This window comes from Variovorax defluvii (assembly GCF_039541515.1).
In the GTDB taxonomy this organism is placed as follows: Bacteria; Pseudomonadota; Gammaproteobacteria; order Burkholderiales; family Burkholderiaceae_C; genus Variovorax; species Variovorax defluvii.
This window is the reverse complement of record NZ_BAABGJ010000076.1, coordinates 304,991-319,615: the sequence shown is the minus strand read 5'-3', so window position 1 is coordinate 319,615 and position 14,625 is coordinate 304,991. Positions and strand designations below refer to the sequence as shown.

The window sequence follows — 14,625 nt, the reverse complement described above, 5'->3', positions numbered from 1 at the left end:
TTCTTGCTCTTCAGGGACGCGGGGCCGTGGCAGTCTCGGCCAATGCGCGGCGAATGCGGTTGACGATGGTCCAGGCCACCAGCGCCGCCACGATCGGCATGAGCAGGCCGCTCCACGCCGGCAGCGGCCCGCCCAGCGCCATGTACAGGCCCAGCGCGCCGAACACGAAGGCCCGGTCGCTCTTGCCCATCGGCCCGTCGTAGCGGCGCGAGGCGCCCACGGTCGGGCCGAGAGCGCCGGTGAACTCGGACAATCCCGCCAGCACGATCACCGCGCCGACCCAGAAGGGGCTGAAGGGCGCGACGAGGGCGAAGGGCAGGTAGAGCGCGGCGTCCGACAGCACGTCGGTCAGCTCGTTGAGGAAGGCACCGAGCGCGCTCTGCTGGCCATGTTCGCGTGCGAGCATGCCGTCGATCGCGTTGAAGGCCATGCGCAGGAACATCCACAGCGGGATCAGCGCGAAGGCGGCCGGGCCGGGCGCGGCGAAGAACAGCCACAGGCCCAGCAGCACCGAGATGGCGCAGGCCGTGACCGTGACCTGGTTGGCGGTCGCGCCCATGGCGTGCAGGCGCCGCACCAGCGGGCGCAGCAAGGCCTGGAATCGTGGCTTCAGCTCGTAGATGGACAAGGACCCCATCCTCCTCGGTGGCGCATTCTGCAGCAGGGCCCGCGTGCGCGGGCCGTCGTCGCGCGCTCGGCCGGCCGTTCGGCCGACTAAACTGTCCGTCCAGCCTACCTTGCTCATGAGCATCCAGACCGACGATTTCGCCCCGGCCCCGCAGCGCGTGGTCTCCGCCGCCCCCGCCTCGCCCAACGAAGAGGCGATCGAGCGGGCGCTGCGGCCCAAGCTGCTCGACGAGTACGTGGGCCAGGCCAAGGTGCGCGAGCAACTGGAGATCTTCATCGGCGCCGCGCGCCACCGCGCCGAGGCGCTGGACCACGTGCTGCTCTTCGGCCCGCCGGGCCTGGGCAAGACCACCTTGTCGCACATCATCGCGGCCGAGCTGGGCGTGAACCTGCGCCAGACCTCGGGCCCGGTGCTGGAGAAGCCCAAGGACCTGGCGGCGCTCCTGACCAACCTCGAGCGCAACGACGTGCTCTTCATCGACGAGATCCACCGCCTCTCGCCCGTGGTCGAGGAAATCCTCTACCCGGCGCTGGAGGACTACCAGATCGACATCATGATCGGCGAGGGCCCGGCCGCGCGCAGCATCAAGCTGGACCTGCAGCCCTTCACCCTGGTTGGCGCCACCACCCGCGCCGGCATGCTCACCAACCCGCTACGCGACCGCTTCGGCATCGTGGCGCGGCTGGAGTTCTACACGGCCGAGGAGCTGGCGCGCATCGTGCACCGCAGTGCCGGCCTGCTGTCGGTGCCGACCGACGAAGCCGGCGGCCTGGAAATCGCCCGCCGCTCGCGCGGCACGCCGCGCATCGCCAACCGGCTCCTGCGGCGGGTGCGCGACTATGCCCAGGTCAGGGGCGACGGCCGCATCACCGCCGAGCTGGCGAACAAGGCGCTGGCCATGCTGGACGTCGACCCGCAGGGCTTCGACCTGATGGACCGCAAGCTGCTGGAGGCGGTGATCCACCGCTTCGACGGCGGCCCGGTCGGCCTGGACAACATCGCGGCCAGCATCGGCGAGGAGCCGGGCACCATCGAGGACGTCATCGAGCCCTACCTGATCCAGCAGGGCTACCTGCAGCGCACGCCGCGCGGCCGCATCGCCACGCTGGCCGCCTACCGGCACCTGGGGGTCGCCGCGCCGCAGCGCGACGGCGACATGTTCGGAAACTGACACGCCATGCACACACATGATCTGAGCGGCTGGCAGCACGAGCATCGCTTCCAGGAAGACCGCCACGCCGCCGAGCGCAGCACCCGGCTGGTGATGTGGATCACCGCGGCCACGATGCTGCTGGAGATCGGCGCCGGCTGGTGGTTCAACTCCATGGCGCTGCTGGCCGACGGCTGGCACATGAGCTCGCACGCGGTGGCGATCGGGCTCAGCGCCTTCGCTTATGCGGCCGCCCGGCGCTATGCCGGCGACCGCCGCTTCGCCTTCGGCACCTGGAAGATCGAGGTGCTGGGCGGCTTCGCCAGCGCGATGTTCCTGTTGGGCGTGGCGGTCATGATGGTGGTCGGCTCGCTGGAGCGCCTGTGGTCACCCGCGCCCATCCACTACCGGGAGGCGATGGGGGTGGCGGCCTTCGGCCTGGTCATCAACCTGCTGTGCGCGAAGCTGCTGGGCGGAGCGCACCACCATCACCACGACGAGCACCACCATCACGGCCACGATGGCCATGCGCACGGCCACGACCTGAACCTGCGCTCGGCCTACTTGCATGTGATCGCCGATGCCGCCACCTCCGTGCTTGCCATCCTCGCGCTGGCCGGCGGCTGGCTCTACGGCTGGGCCTGGCTCGATCCGGTGATGGGCATCGTCGGCGCGGTGCTCGTGGCGAGTTGGGCGCGGGGCCTTTTGATCGAGACCGGCAAGGTGCTGCTCGACCGCGAAATGGACCACCCGGTGGTCGAGGAGATCCGCGAGGGCGTGGAGCAAGGCCTGGCCGCTTCGGAAACCCGCATCGCCGACCTGCACGTGTGGCGCGTGGGCCAGGGCGCCTATGCCTGTGCCCTCAGCGTCGTCACGCATTCGGCGATGCTGACGCCCGATGACGTGCGCGCCACCTTCGCCATGCACGAGGAAATACGGCACTCGACCATCGAGATCCACCGCTGCCGGGCGGACGGGTGACCTTCGGCCCCGCCGGTACCCGCGGCTCCGTCAGAGGTTTCACGGCACCGGATCGGCGGCGTGCAAAGTGCCGCTGGCAGCCTGGCCCCGTCGCCCGGCGACCGAAGCATGGGGCCGGACTTCTGCAATCCCCTACAGACCCGCCAGGCGCCGGAAGATCTCGGCCACCAGCGTCCCCAAGACCGCCCCGCCGAAGAAACGTGTCCACGACCAGCCCCGGCGCACCGGTTCATGCGTCAGATGGGCTGGATTGAGCGGGGCAAGCCTGCTGCTGTCGGGCTCTTCCTCGGATGCAGGATTGCGATCAAGGCGCATGCGATGAATTCTCCTTGCCTCTTCTGGTCGGCTGCGCGGCAGAATAATAGTACTATTTTCTATATTTTTAATGGAATGAGTACTTAAGTGTTAGCATCCATTCGGCGCCGAGCCCTTTGACGTCGGCGCCTACAGGAGGCTGACCCCATGCGCGGATCGTGGAACCTTGCGGCAGGACTGATGGTGCTCGCGCTCGGCCTGGCCGGGTGCAAGAGCAATGGCGCCAACACGGCCTCCGCGCCCGCCGGGAGCGTGTCGATCACTGCCGCCGGCGTCCCCGTTCCCGGCACCGCGATCCAGCCGCAACCGGTGGACAAGACCGCTGAATTTCTCGGCGCGTTCCGTCCGAAGGAACAGCAGTAGCGACGCCGGCGCCCTTCAGCCGGGATGTGCCCCACCGTGCACGCGCCGGGGCATCCGCCCGCGCATATGCGCGCGCATGCGAGGCATCGGTACGATGCTGCCCGGCCAGCCGCCGGCCCGCTCCGCCGCCAGCCAGTTGATGCGATCCTGCCGCTTGAGCGCCACCTCCACAGCGGCCTGCGCGCGGGCCTTGCGTGCGCCGAAGTAGGCCAGCGGCGTGGCGACGAGCAGGCCGACCAGCGAGACGGCCGAAGTCATCAGCATGGCGACCGTCACGAGCAGTTGCAGATCGTGCAAGTCGAATGTGGAGGCGGGGGCTGCAGCCGCCGTCGGGGCAGACGCCGGCGCCGGATAGACCCAGGGGTCCGGCGGAAAAGCAAGCTCGATCCAGATCAGCACGGCCGCCATCACGGTGGACAGCGCGAAGGTCCAGGCGAAGAAGCGCTGATACCGCCTGTGCATTGCTGCAGCGGGTGAGTTCATCTGGCGTGCTCCGGGTTCGGGGGGGCTGAACACCCCATGGTCGGAGCATTCGGGAAGATGCATGTCGGACAAAGCGCACGCCCGATGCAAGACCGGGCGCAGAGCAAAATGGGTCGATGGCGCCAGGGATCGGGGCCATTCGATGTCGAGATCGATGGCCAGTCTGCGCGCCACGCCCCGCCAGTCGGTCAACAGTCGCTCGTAGGTGCAGAAGGCACGGATGTCGCTGCGCGAATGACGCTCTGCTGCCAGCACGTAACGCAACCACAGCAGCCCCGCCCGGTCCAGCGTCCAGGATTGCCAGGGCACCGCCTGGGCCTGGCGCGCTACCAGCGATGCGGCGGCCTCGAGCGGATGGCGCGTGATCACGACGGGCAGGCATCGCACCCCCAGCTCGGCCAGCACGCGGCGCCACATCGGGAAGATCAGGGCCGTACGCGGGTCCTTGAACACGAACAACGGGGCCTGCGCGAACTCCGCCTCGATCAGGTCACGCATCGGCCCGAGGAATGTCTGCGCCGCGGGCGTCTCGAACCAGGCGTCCGTCGGTCCATTCAGCCCATTGACGCTGGTTCCCGCGGCTTCCAGCAGACGGTCGTGCAGCGCGACGGCTTCCTCGGGCTCCCAGTGCCCCAGTTCGTTGCCCAGGCCGGCGGGCAGCACACGCCTGGGCAGCGATGCGCCCAGGAGATGGAGCACTCTCGCCAGTGCCGACGTGCCACTGCGGTGCATGCCGAGAACAAAGATGGCCGTTCGAGAATTCATGAGTGCTTCTTGCCGCGCCGATGACCGTTCGGAAAAGGGGGGTGCCGCGGCTCTTGGTGTGGGTGACCCCTGTCGGCGCCCCCCAGGCGGCAACCCTGAAAAAACGAAAGCCTTGCAAGTCGTTGACCTGCAAGGCTTTTGGGATTTGGTGGCTCTTCACGGACTCGAACCGCGGACCTGTGGATTATGATTCCCTGGATGTAATAATTCAACGCCGTTGATTGGTGTAGGTAGAATCCATAAAAAACAACGACTTGGATCGAATTGGCTGGATATTCATACAGCCACCTTGTTGATCTGAATTGCTGATTTTTCCAATATTTCTCTTACATCCACCGTTACATCGAAGATGGCGAAGATCGCATTCACGGCGCCCCGGGTAGCAAACTTCAAGTGCCCAAGCGCCAAGCAGCAGGCGTTCCTTTGGGACGCGACAGCGCCGGGGCTGGGGCTGCGCACGACACCAGCGGGCCAGCCCTCGTACGTGTTCCAGGGGCTTTACGAAGGCAAGACGATCCGCATCACCATCGGCAGCCCCGCGGCTTGGACCATTCCGAATGCCCAAGCCAAGGCCCGGGAACTGCAGCGCCAGATTGATGAAGGCCACGATCCTAGGGAACTGAAGCGGGAGGCGGCGGAGGCGCGCAAACAGAAGATGGCGGCCGAGGTCGCTGCGGCCGAGCAGGCCAAGAAGGACGCCGCCGCAGCAGCGCTCACAGTCGCTGAGGCTTGGCGCGCGTATCTGGAGGCCCGGCGCCCATATTGGGGAGAGGCGCACTACAACGACCACCTCAAACTGGCACGGTCAGGCGGTCAGATTGCCAAGCGGGGCACCCGGGGACGGGGGGTGACGATTGCGATGCCGTTGCATGCGCTGATGGGGCTGCCGCTGCGCAGCTTGGACGCGGTAACGGTCGAAGGGTGGGCCGCTCGGGAGGCGAAGAGCCGCCCTACCAGTACTCGGCTCGCATGGCGCCTCCTCAAGGTGTTCCTCAACTGGTGTGCCGAGCAGCCCGAGTATGTTGGTCTGCTACCCGCCAAGAACCCAGCCGCGACTCGCAAGACGCGCGAGGCATTGGGCAAGCCCAAGGCCAAGACGGATGTGCTGCTGCGTGAGCAGTTGCCGGCATGGTTTAACGCTGTGCGCAGCATCGGCAATGCGACGATCTCCGCTGCGCTGCAGGTCATGCTGTTGACCGGCGCGCGGCCCGGCGAAGTTCTGTCGTTGCGCTGGGAGGATGTGAACCTGCAATGGCGGGGCCTAACCATCCGGGACAAGGTGGAGGGCGAGCGCATCATCCCCATGACCCCCTACGTACAGTCCCTCTTGGACGGCCTGCCGCGGCGCAATGACTGGGTGTTCGCCAGCACGCGCGCCGTGATGATGGACAGCAAGAACAAGGCGCGCCGGGAGCGTCGTGCGCAGGCCAAGGGGGAGGCTGTGAAACTGGGAGAAGTGGTCGAAGGCAGTGCCACGGGCTACATCACGGAACCCCGCAGTCACCATGCCTGCGCATGCAAGACGGCTGGCATCGAAGGGCTGACGCTGCACGGCCTTAGGCGCAGTTTCAAGAGCCTCACGGAGTGGCTGGATATCCCCGCTGGCGTGGTGGCGCAGATCATGGGCCACAAGCCCAGCGCCACCGCGGAAAAGCACTACACCGTCCGCCCCTTGGATCTGCTGCGCCTGCACCACGAGCGGATCGAGGCCTGGATGCTGGAACAGGCCGGGGTGCCTTTGGTGGCCAGGCCGCAGGCGCACAAGTTGCACGTGGTGGGCTAGCGAAGGCCGCCGCATGGCGTGACGGTTGAGAGGTGCTGGTGCCCTGAGGTGAAGTGGGCCCCATGGGAGTGCTGAGAGTATTGAACTTTGACCCCCCTTGTGGATTGAAATTTATGGGGTATCTTGCTGGCAGTTTCTCGTTGATCGTGCGCCGGGGGCGGAAGAGCCCTGTGACCTAGGAAATCGGACCTGGGTTGCCTGCCGAGAAAGTCATCCGAATTGCGGAGGCTTTCCCTTGCGCCCTGATATTGCACTCATCCCGCTCGAAAAGGAAGTTCGAGCCACACTCACCACCGCCGAGGCAGCAGCCCACCTCAACCGCGCTGAGCAGACCCTGCGCTTCTGGGCGATGGGCACGGTCAAGAGCCCCATCCAGCCGCGCCGCGTTAACGGCCGCCTAGCGTGGCCCGTGGCGGAACTGAAGAAGCTCCTCGGCGTGGAGGAGGCGTAAATGACGACCGCCATCCTGCCGGCACCCAACGACCTGGATCAGCCGACCCACCAGCGCATCGTCAAGCGCTTCACCACGCGACAGGCCCGCGCCGCAATGCTCGGCGTCGAACTGATCGACGTGGGTTGCGATGGAGGCGCGTCCACCTACTTCCTGCGCCAAGGCGCGACCCATGTTCCGCTCGCCAGCCTCGCCGAGGTGGACGCCGCCCTCTCGGCCATGGCAGTCAAGCCCCCCAGGGGCGCCTCGGCCAACGACAAGCTCTTCGCGCCGACGGCGCGCATCGCCCTCCTGATGCAGCGCTTGGCTCGTCACGACGTAATGCTCGTCCACGAGCCCTACGGCCCCCCCTACTTCCGCCTGTTCCGCGCGGGCAACGACATCGGACTGCTCCGCAATCTCGAACACGGTGAGGCCATTGCCGATCGCCTCGACCTGGAGGCGAAATGAAGCTCGCCGCCAAGAACTGGAAGACCTTCCAGCACTACGCGCACCGTCTGCCGCCCTGGATCAAGCTCCATCGCGCCCTGCTCGACGACCGTAAGTTCCTGCAGTTGCCCGTGGAAAGCCGCGCCCTCGCCCCAATGCTGTGGCTCCTCGCGGCCGAATCGACGGACGGCGTGTTCGACGGCTCGATCGAGGAGCTGATGTTTCGTCTGCGCGTTGCCGAGGCCGAGCTCGTCGCCGGCCTGGAACCGCTGATCACCGCAGGCTTCTTCATCCCCGTGCAACCTGATGACAATTCGCTGCCTTTGCGCGAGCAGCTTGCTAGCAGCGTGCAGGCGGAGCGCACGCGCGCTGCTGGCGGCGTGGCAGCGGATCGCGAGCAGGTCGCTATCCCAGAGAAAGAGAAAGAGGAAGAGGAAGGGGAGAGGAAGCCTGGCGGCTTCGTCGGCAAGCCCGACTTCCCAGCCTGCTGCACGAAGGATGTGATCGATGTGTATCACGCCGTGCTCCCTGAGCTGCCACGCTGCAGGCTGCTGCCCGACACGCGCAAGAATGCCATCGCGAAACGGTGGCGCTGGGTGCTGTCCACGGTTAAAGAGGATGGCACCCCTCGCGCCACCACGGCGGAAGAAGCGCTCAACTGGTTCCGTGATTTCTTCGATCGCGCTCGCGACAACGACTTTGTGATGGGGCGACTTGGCCGCGCGGGGCCGCACGCGAGCTGGAGAGGCGACCTCGACTACCTGATGACGGACAAAGGCTTGAGCCAGGTCTTGGAAAAGACTGGGGCCCCGGCATGAGCGCGCGAGATGATCGCCACACCCTCGGGGCCGTTGAGGCCGAGGCTGCGCTGATCGGGGGGCTGCTGCTCAACAATCAGGCGTGGGACGCTCTGCGTGAGCCGCTCCTGCCCGAGCAATTCACGGTGCCGTTGTACCGCACGGTTTTCACCGAGATCGCCCGTCAACTGGAGGCCGGCCAGCCGACCGACGTGGTGACGGTGGCCACTGCACTTGGCGGGCAGGTGGGCTTGTCGGAACTAAACGCCTTGGCTCAGTACATCCCATCGCCGGCAAGCATGCAGCGCTATGCGGGCCTGATCGCCGAGCGCCATCGCGCCCGAGCCCTGCTGGCCGCGGCTGGCGAGATCGCTGACTTGGCTCGTGAGGGGCGCCGCCCGCTCATCGATCGCATCAATGAGGCGCAGGCGGCGCTGGCTCGTCTGACCCTCGATGCGCCCCGCGACGATTGGGCTTCGGCCTATGACGGCATGGTGGCGCACAGCGAAACCCTGGAAGCTCGTGCCGAAGGCAAGGCTGCGGTGATCTCGACCGGCCTGCAACGCCTTGACGACCAACTTGATGGCGGCCTGCGGCCGGGTCAGCTTGTCGTGCTCGGCGCTCGTCCGAGCATGGGAAAGTCGGCGCTGAGCATGACGATCGCCCTCAACGTCTCGGAGCGCGTCCCGGTGGGGTTCCTGAGCCTGGAAATGTCTCATGACGACTTGCGGGATCGCAAGGTGGCAATGCTGGGGCGGGTGAAGCTCTCGAGCGTCATACGCCCCCACGTCGGGGACGGCCTCGACTGGGGGAGGGTCGTGGAGGGCATCGAGCGAGCGAAGACGCTGCAATTCTTTGCCAGCGACCAGCCGGGTCTCAATATCCGCCAGGTGGTCACGAAGGCCCGAGGGCTCAAGCGCACCCACGGCCTCGGTCTGCTTGTCGTGGACTACCTCGGCTTGCTCGCAGGCCTCGACCCAAAGCAGCCCCGTACCTATCAACTTGAAGAGGCAACGCGGTCCCTCAAGGTGCTGGCCAAGGATCTCAGCATCGCGGTGCTGTGCCTTGCCCAACTGAATCGCCAAGTCGAACAACGTGGCGAGCCGATGCCGGTACTCAGCGATCTGCGCGACTCCGGGGCCATCGAACAGGATGCCGATGTAGTTCTACTTCTGCACCGCCCCATCGCGAGTAACCCCGAACTCGGGGACGAATGGAGCGACTACGCGAAGCTGCGCGTCGCCAAAGCGCGCCAGGGCCGTACGGGTGACGTGAACCTTCGCTACGTCGGTGAACAGGTGCGGTTTGAAGATTGGAATGGTCCACCGCCCACCCGGACGAAGTCGTCGCGAGGACGCGACCTGTGAACTCTGCGCAACTCGCCCGTCCCTCCCCGTAGTTCCCGCGCGCGCGTACACGCATGCGCGCGTACATCTCACAATCATCATGAAATCCCCCAGTTCCCCCCGTTTCGCACTTTCCATCTCTGGCGCGCTTCGCCGCCGCATTAACCAAGCCGCACATGCCGAAGGCCTGCGCCAGGAAATCGCGGCTCGCGCGCGCATCGTTCAGGAGCTGCGCCTTCTGGCCGCCAAGGGTGCCGGGTCAGAGGCCATCGGTGCGTACCTGGATCGCCTGGAGCGAGGCGCGTAACTCCCCTTGCAAACTCCCTCGCCGCCAGCGCGTGGTCGGCAGTGGGGAAGGGGGTACCTTGCAGATCCCAATTCTCCCCTCCTGCGCACCTCCGCGAGGCCAATACACCCCGTGGGCAAGCAAGCGCGGCAGGAATTCACAAGGGAGCTTGACGCTTGCGGTGCAACGGGCTGCTCGATGGGGGATGCCCGCAAGCTCCCTTCGGTTCCCCCGAGGCGCCGCTTTCACCTCTCTGCGCTACCTGGCTCACTCGGTTCCTCCAGCAATGCCCAGTTCGGCGGGTATGGGTCAACGAAGAAGGGCATTTCAGGCCCGCCGCAGAAGCATCCCGGTGGCACCTCCCTGAAGTAGGTCACCGTACCCGTCTTGCGGTTGCGCTCGCATGTGTAGCCCGGCGGGGCCGGCAGAAATTCGATGTCCTCCCCTGTCCAAGACACCGAGGAAGTCGTCGCTGATTTTTGGGGAGGGGGAGTTGTCGGCATTCTTCGGATTGTGGCGGGCGTGTTCGGGGTCAGGCAACGACGTTCCAAGGCCACGTTCCGACCGGCGAGCCGGGTGAAACTCGCTTTAGATCGGGTCCCTGAAGCTCATGCCAGCAATAACTCAAGCATCTGCTCGATATGTTGATACTCCCCTTCCGGGAACCATATCGCGGAAATGTGTGCATCTGCGAGGCGCTGCTCGAGGCTGGCTTTCTTGGCTGGGTCGTTCGGGGAGGCGAGGATGGCGTAGTGGTGCGGGAGAGAGTCAGCGCCCATGTCTTGGGCGATCTTGGCGAAGGTCTGGATCGTGCGGTCGTAGCTCAGGCTGCAGCCGAGGAAGAGAAAGCTAAAACTGGTATAGAGACGCCTTAGGAGTTTCGGCACGGGGCGGTCGAAGTGGATGTTGCCGTCGTTGCCGTAAGCGTCGTCGTATTCGGCCTTGTTCAGCACGCGCTCGGCCGCGTTCGTAAGGTTCCCGTGGAGCTTGAGGAGGTGGCGATCGCCTGCTGGAATCGCACGGTAGAAAGCGTTGATCGAGCCTACAGGACCACGGCCAGTGGTCTTCTCGACAAAGGACTTACCGCACTTCTCGTAGGCCTTCTCGAGTATGCGGTCGAAGTTAGTAGTGATGGTGCAACTGTCGAATAGGTCGGGCAAGCGCAAGACTGCGCCGGCAACCTCGCCAGGCGGGTTGAAATCCCGCTCAAAATCCTGATTGAAGCGGTTCTCCCCGAGCTTGGTGACGAGGTCGTGCATCACTCCCTCGTAATCGCCGTAGTCCTCAAGGCGCTGGCGCATCGTGTCCTTGTCGAGTCCTGCCTCAGGACAGAGATTGAGCAAGTATTCCTTCCACTCGGGACAGCCGGCACTCTTGGACATGCCCGCGCCAACGAATGGAATGACAAATCCCCGCTGGCAGGCGCGCTTCAGTTCATCGAACCGCCGCTCGTTCCGGGGAAAGATGTCTGTATTGAGCGTCTTCTGCTTCTCGCCGAGGTCGTGGCGGCGGGCTTCTTCGGTATAGAGGATGCGATCACCGAAGTAAAAGGCCCGGGCCGGGTTCGCCAAGGGAATCTCGGCGCCATCGGCGCGCCGGCAAACGACCTGGATGGCGTCGTCCTCCTTATCGTCGAGGACGGCATCGAATCCCGCATTACGACCGATGCCGGCGATTTCCTCGATAGTGGCTTCTGGATCAAACTTCAGCGGCCGCATGGATTTCGTTCCCGTTCGTGAGTTCAGCGACGGCGGCGGCGAGGACGCTCGCGCCGGTGCTGCGCGCATTGGCGAGTTGGTTTTCCAACTTGTCCACTAAGGCCATCAGTTCGTCCACCTTTGACACGATCCGGCGCTGTTCAGCAAGGGGTGGGATGGGAAGCGGCAAACTCCTCAATGTAGTCTGATTGATCTTCGGCATGCTCCCAGACGTGCCGGATGCTCGGGCACGGAGAAAGTCACGGGCAGCTTCATGGCTCATTGCGAGATGAATGAAGCGGACATCGAACGCCGCTGAAACGCGGAGCTTCATCATCAGATCAGGATAAATAAAGCAGTTCGATTGCCCGCGATAGATTGCAGCCACTCCGACGTACTCAATCGTGTTGCCACGTTGCACAAGAATGTCCCCATCGCGAAGCCAGAGCTCCGAGTTTGCGGGCACCTCGGCTTCAATGAATTTATAGTGCTCGCTTTTGAAGCGCCCGGACGTAGTGGCGCTTAGTGTGAGTGATCGAACGGGCGTCTCGTAATCCACGGCTTTTGGCGAATATCCGTTTGTAGGTCCGAATACTAAGATGTCGTCGAGGCGCTGCCACCGCCACGATTCAGGAATGTCGTAACCCAAGCCGTCTTCAGTGGGTATTGGCTGCACTTGAGTGGCGTCGGTTCGCTTGAGTTGCCTGCGCTCTCCGAGGCTTCTCTTCATCAACTCGTCCGCAGGTTCGTCGTTTGGGTCTTGGGGAACGAGTTTGCCTTGTACGGCGAGGGCGAGGATGGACTTCCGCAAATCTGAAGGCGGAATGCTGAACGAGGCATGGAAGATCCAGCCTAGGTTGGCCGTGCTAGCGGCTTCCGCGAAGCGGGCCAGCGACCCACGGGCCAGCGCGGCGCGCTGCGTCTCCAGCTCTTGCTGCTGCGCCTCCAGCCGGTCACACAACGCCATCAACTCATCCGCCTTCGCCGCAATCCGCTTCTGCTCTGCGAGGGGCGGGAGTGGAATCGGATGCGCGAGGAAAGGCCCCCGGTTGATATGCGACATCACGAGCCCGTGCGCATGGTCGCTCTCAGCCAATTGTCGAATCACCCACTTCATCAACCAAAACAGAAATGCTTTGTCAGCCAATGGCGCGGGGAGAACTCTGAAGATGTGCTGGTTCAATACACCCTCTTCCCCTCGCCAGATGAAAGCGTCGAGCGTGGCTGACCACGACACGAGAATGTCACCGTCTTGGACTAACACCGAGGAATCGAAAGTTCCTGTCGTGCGGTTGTAGTCGAGATTCCTTCCGGAAAGGTTCTGAATGCGAATGATTGGACGCCCCTCGTTTCCCCAATCTGAGGGCTTAAACGCCAGTCCGTTGATGAACTGTCCAGCGTCCACTAGTCGACACCATGCCCACCCTCGGGGAAGGGCAAAGGTAGCTTCGTCAGCAGTGACCGGAGTGGCAGGCTTTTCTTTCTTCGCTTTTCCTGTCTCCATCATCTTCGCCATAGCCAACCGACTCGACTGCAAGAGCTCCGCGGCCGGTTCGTCATCGTCCGACTGGCTCACAAGACTTCCGTGAACTGCAAGGTGCAGCACCAACTCCCGCATCTTCTCCACAGCGTCAGGCGCGTCGGCAAAGAGGTCGAATTTTTCAAAGAAGGTTTCGAGCTTCATCCGGCGGCGGTGGCGGTCAGGGCGTGGTGGAGTTCATTTTTCAGCTTCGCGCGGGTGTCGGCGATTTGAGCGAGGAGTTTTTCGTATTCAGGTAGCAGGTGGTCCACATCACCGGGGCCGGTGTCTGGATTGTGCGGGTTCTTGAGGTCGAGGTTGAAGTTGCCGCCCTTGATCTGGTCGATGGAGACGCGCCAAGCCCGTTCGTTTTCCACGCGGGCGGCAAAGCCATCGGCCTCGTCGCCCCACCAGGCTTTCTCGGGCGCGAATTCCTCGATGCGGATCGGTTTTCCCTTGTTGTAGCTCTTAGCACCGGGCGGATAGGGGTGCTCGTAATACCAGACCTCGCGGGTGGGCGCACCCTTAGTGAAGAAGAGGAGGTTGGTGCGGATGCCGGTGTAGGGATTGAAGACGCCGTTGGGCAGGCGGACGATGGTGTGGAGGTTGCACTCGGTTAGGAGAGCCTCCTTGATGCGCGTCTTCACGCCTTCCCCGAAAAGGGTGCCGTCGGGGAGGACGAGGCCAGCGCGACCGCCGGCCTTGAGCAGCTTCATGAGCAGGACGAGGAAGAGGTCAGCGGTCTCGCGGGTGCGGAACTCACTAGGGAAATTTGCCTCGATGCCGTCCTCCTCCATGCCGCCAAAGGGCGGGTTGGTCACGATGACGTCCACGCGCTCCTTCGGACCCCAGTCACGCAGCGGGCGGGCGAGCGTGTTGTCGTGGCGGACGTTGGAGGGAACGTCGATGCCATGCAGGAGGAGATTGGTCATGCACAGGACGTGCGGCAGGTGCTTCTTCTCGATGCCGGAGAAGCAGTCCTGGATGGCGCGCTCGTCGGCGTCACTCTTCGCCTGTTTTCGCAGGTGCTCTATGGCGCAGACGAGGAAGCCGCCAGTGCCGCAGGCGGGGTCCATGAGGGTCTCGCCGAGGCGTGGGTTGACCTGATCGACGATGAACTGGGTGACGGCGCGCGGGGTGTAGAACTCACCCGAGTTGCCGGCGGACTGCAGGTCCTTGAGGAGCTTTTCGTAGATGTCGCCGAAGAGGTGGCGGTCGTCGGAGACGTTGAAGTCGATGCCATTGATCTTGTTGATGACCTGGCGCATCAACGTACCGTTCTTCATGTAATTGTTGGCGTCCTCGAAGGCCATGCGGATGAGGCCCGCGATTTTGTCGCCTCCGCCAGTGAGGGCCTTGAGCCGGGGCAGCAGCGTGTTGTTGACGAAGTCGAGCAGCTTGTCCCCGGTCATGCCCTCTTCGTCCAGTGCCCACTCGGACCAGCGCAGGTGCTCGGGCAACGGTGACTTGTAGTGGTCGCGCAGCAACTCCAACTCTCTTTCGCGGTCATCGAAGATCTTGAGGAAAAACATCCAGCCTAACTGTTCAAGCCGCTGCGCATCGCCGTAGGTGCCGGCATCTTTGCGCATGATGTCTTGGATGCTTTTGACGAGATTGGAGACGTTAGACATG

The 14,625-nt window shown here is 64.2% G+C and carries 15 protein-coding genes; 9 read left to right on the top strand and 6 right to left on the bottom strand.

Annotated features, from left to right (window positions below):
- Positions 1–10: 10 nt before the first annotated feature.
- Positions 11–628, bottom strand: coding sequence for a CDP-alcohol phosphatidyltransferase family protein (locus ABEA07_RS21825; protein WP_345540473.1), 618 nt, complete (start codon positions 626–628; stop codon positions 11–13).
- A 115-nt stretch (positions 629–743) separates the two neighbouring features.
- Here ABEA07_RS21825 and ruvB point away from each other — a divergent pair, with 115 nt between their 5' ends.
- The gene (ruvB, locus tag ABEA07_RS21820) at positions 744–1,799 is read left to right on the top strand and encodes a Holliday junction branch migration DNA helicase RuvB (protein ID WP_345540472.1); all 1,056 of its coding nucleotides are present in this window, start codon (positions 744–746) and stop codon (positions 1,797–1,799) included.
- A 6-nt stretch (positions 1,800–1,805) separates the two neighbouring features.
- The gene (gene dmeF / locus ABEA07_RS21815) at positions 1,806–2,759 is read left to right on the top strand and encodes a CDF family Co(II)/Ni(II) efflux transporter DmeF (RefSeq protein WP_345540471.1); all 954 of its coding nucleotides are present in this window, start codon (positions 1,806–1,808) and stop codon (positions 2,757–2,759) included.
- 132 nt (positions 2,760–2,891) lie between these two features.
- Here the strand turns inward: dmeF and ABEA07_RS21810 are convergent, their stop codons facing one another.
- Positions 2,892–3,074, bottom strand: coding sequence for a hypothetical protein (locus ABEA07_RS21810; protein WP_345540470.1), 183 nt, complete (start codon positions 3,072–3,074; stop codon positions 2,892–2,894).
- A gap of 147 nt (positions 3,075–3,221) precedes the next feature.
- Between ABEA07_RS21810 and ABEA07_RS21805 the strand changes: the two genes are divergently transcribed.
- Positions 3,222–3,437, top strand: a complete 216-nt coding sequence (locus ABEA07_RS21805; RefSeq protein WP_345540469.1) for a hypothetical protein — start codon at positions 3,222–3,224, stop codon at positions 3,435–3,437.
- 15 nt (positions 3,438–3,452) lie between these two features.
- Here ABEA07_RS21805 and ABEA07_RS21800 read toward each other — a convergent pair whose 3' ends face one another.
- Positions 3,453–4,583 carry a sulfotransferase family protein gene (locus ABEA07_RS21800; RefSeq protein ID WP_345540468.1) on the bottom strand — a complete coding sequence of 377 codons (1,131 nt, stop codon included), beginning with the start codon at positions 4,581–4,583 and terminating at the stop codon, positions 3,453–3,455.
- 451 nt (positions 4,584–5,034) lie between these two features.
- On the opposite strand from ABEA07_RS21800, the gene ABEA07_RS21795 reads away from it, so the two are divergent.
- The 6 genes from ABEA07_RS21795 (at position 5,035) to ABEA07_RS21770 (ending at position 9,798) form a co-directional block, all read left to right on the top strand.
- Positions 5,035–6,468, top strand: a complete 1,434-nt coding sequence (locus ABEA07_RS21795) for a tyrosine-type recombinase/integrase (RefSeq protein ID WP_345540467.1) — start codon at positions 5,035–5,037, stop codon at positions 6,466–6,468.
- A 235-nt stretch (positions 6,469–6,703) separates the two neighbouring features.
- Positions 6,704–6,919, top strand: coding sequence for a DNA-binding protein (locus tag ABEA07_RS21790; RefSeq protein WP_345540466.1), 216 nt, complete (start codon positions 6,704–6,706; stop codon positions 6,917–6,919).
- The gene (locus ABEA07_RS21785) at positions 6,920–7,369 is read left to right on the top strand and encodes a hypothetical protein (protein ID WP_345540465.1); all 450 of its coding nucleotides are present in this window, start codon (positions 6,920–6,922) and stop codon (positions 7,367–7,369) included. It begins immediately after the preceding gene.
- Positions 7,366–8,166 (top strand): hypothetical protein, encoded by an 801-nt coding sequence (locus ABEA07_RS21780; RefSeq protein ID WP_345540464.1) that lies wholly within the window; start codon positions 7,366–7,368, stop codon positions 8,164–8,166. The genes ABEA07_RS21785 and ABEA07_RS21780 overlap by 4 nt, the downstream gene beginning before the upstream one ends.
- Positions 8,163–9,512: a replicative DNA helicase gene (locus tag ABEA07_RS21775; RefSeq protein WP_345540463.1), complete on the top strand. Its 1,350-nt coding sequence runs from the start codon at positions 8,163–8,165 to the stop codon at positions 9,510–9,512. The genes ABEA07_RS21780 and ABEA07_RS21775 overlap by 4 nt, the downstream gene beginning before the upstream one ends.
- 79 nt (positions 9,513–9,591) lie before the next feature.
- Positions 9,592–9,798: a hypothetical protein gene (locus ABEA07_RS21770; RefSeq protein WP_345540462.1), complete on the top strand. Its 207-nt coding sequence runs from the start codon at positions 9,592–9,594 to the stop codon at positions 9,796–9,798.
- A 587-nt stretch (positions 9,799–10,385) separates the two neighbouring features.
- Here ABEA07_RS21770 and ABEA07_RS21765 read toward each other — a convergent pair.
- Genes ABEA07_RS21765 through ABEA07_RS21755 form a run of 3 tightly spaced genes read right to left on the bottom strand, consistent with a single transcriptional unit; the run spans position 10,386 to position 14,624 of the window.
- On the bottom strand, positions 10,386–11,495 hold the full coding sequence (locus tag ABEA07_RS21765; protein ID WP_345540460.1) for an SIR2 family protein: 1,110 nt from the start codon (positions 11,493–11,495) through the stop codon (positions 10,386–10,388).
- Positions 11,476–13,158: a restriction endonuclease subunit S gene (locus ABEA07_RS21760; protein WP_345540459.1), complete on the bottom strand. Its 1,683-nt coding sequence runs from the start codon at positions 13,156–13,158 to the stop codon at positions 11,476–11,478. Before ABEA07_RS21760 ends, ABEA07_RS21765 begins: the two co-directional genes overlap by 20 nt.
- Complete coding sequence (locus ABEA07_RS21755; protein ID WP_345540458.1) at positions 13,155–14,624, bottom strand: type I restriction-modification system subunit M; 1,470 nt, start codon at positions 14,622–14,624, stop codon at positions 13,155–13,157. The genes ABEA07_RS21760 and ABEA07_RS21755 overlap by 4 nt, the downstream gene beginning before the upstream one ends.
- Position 14,625 lies beyond the last annotated feature (1 nt).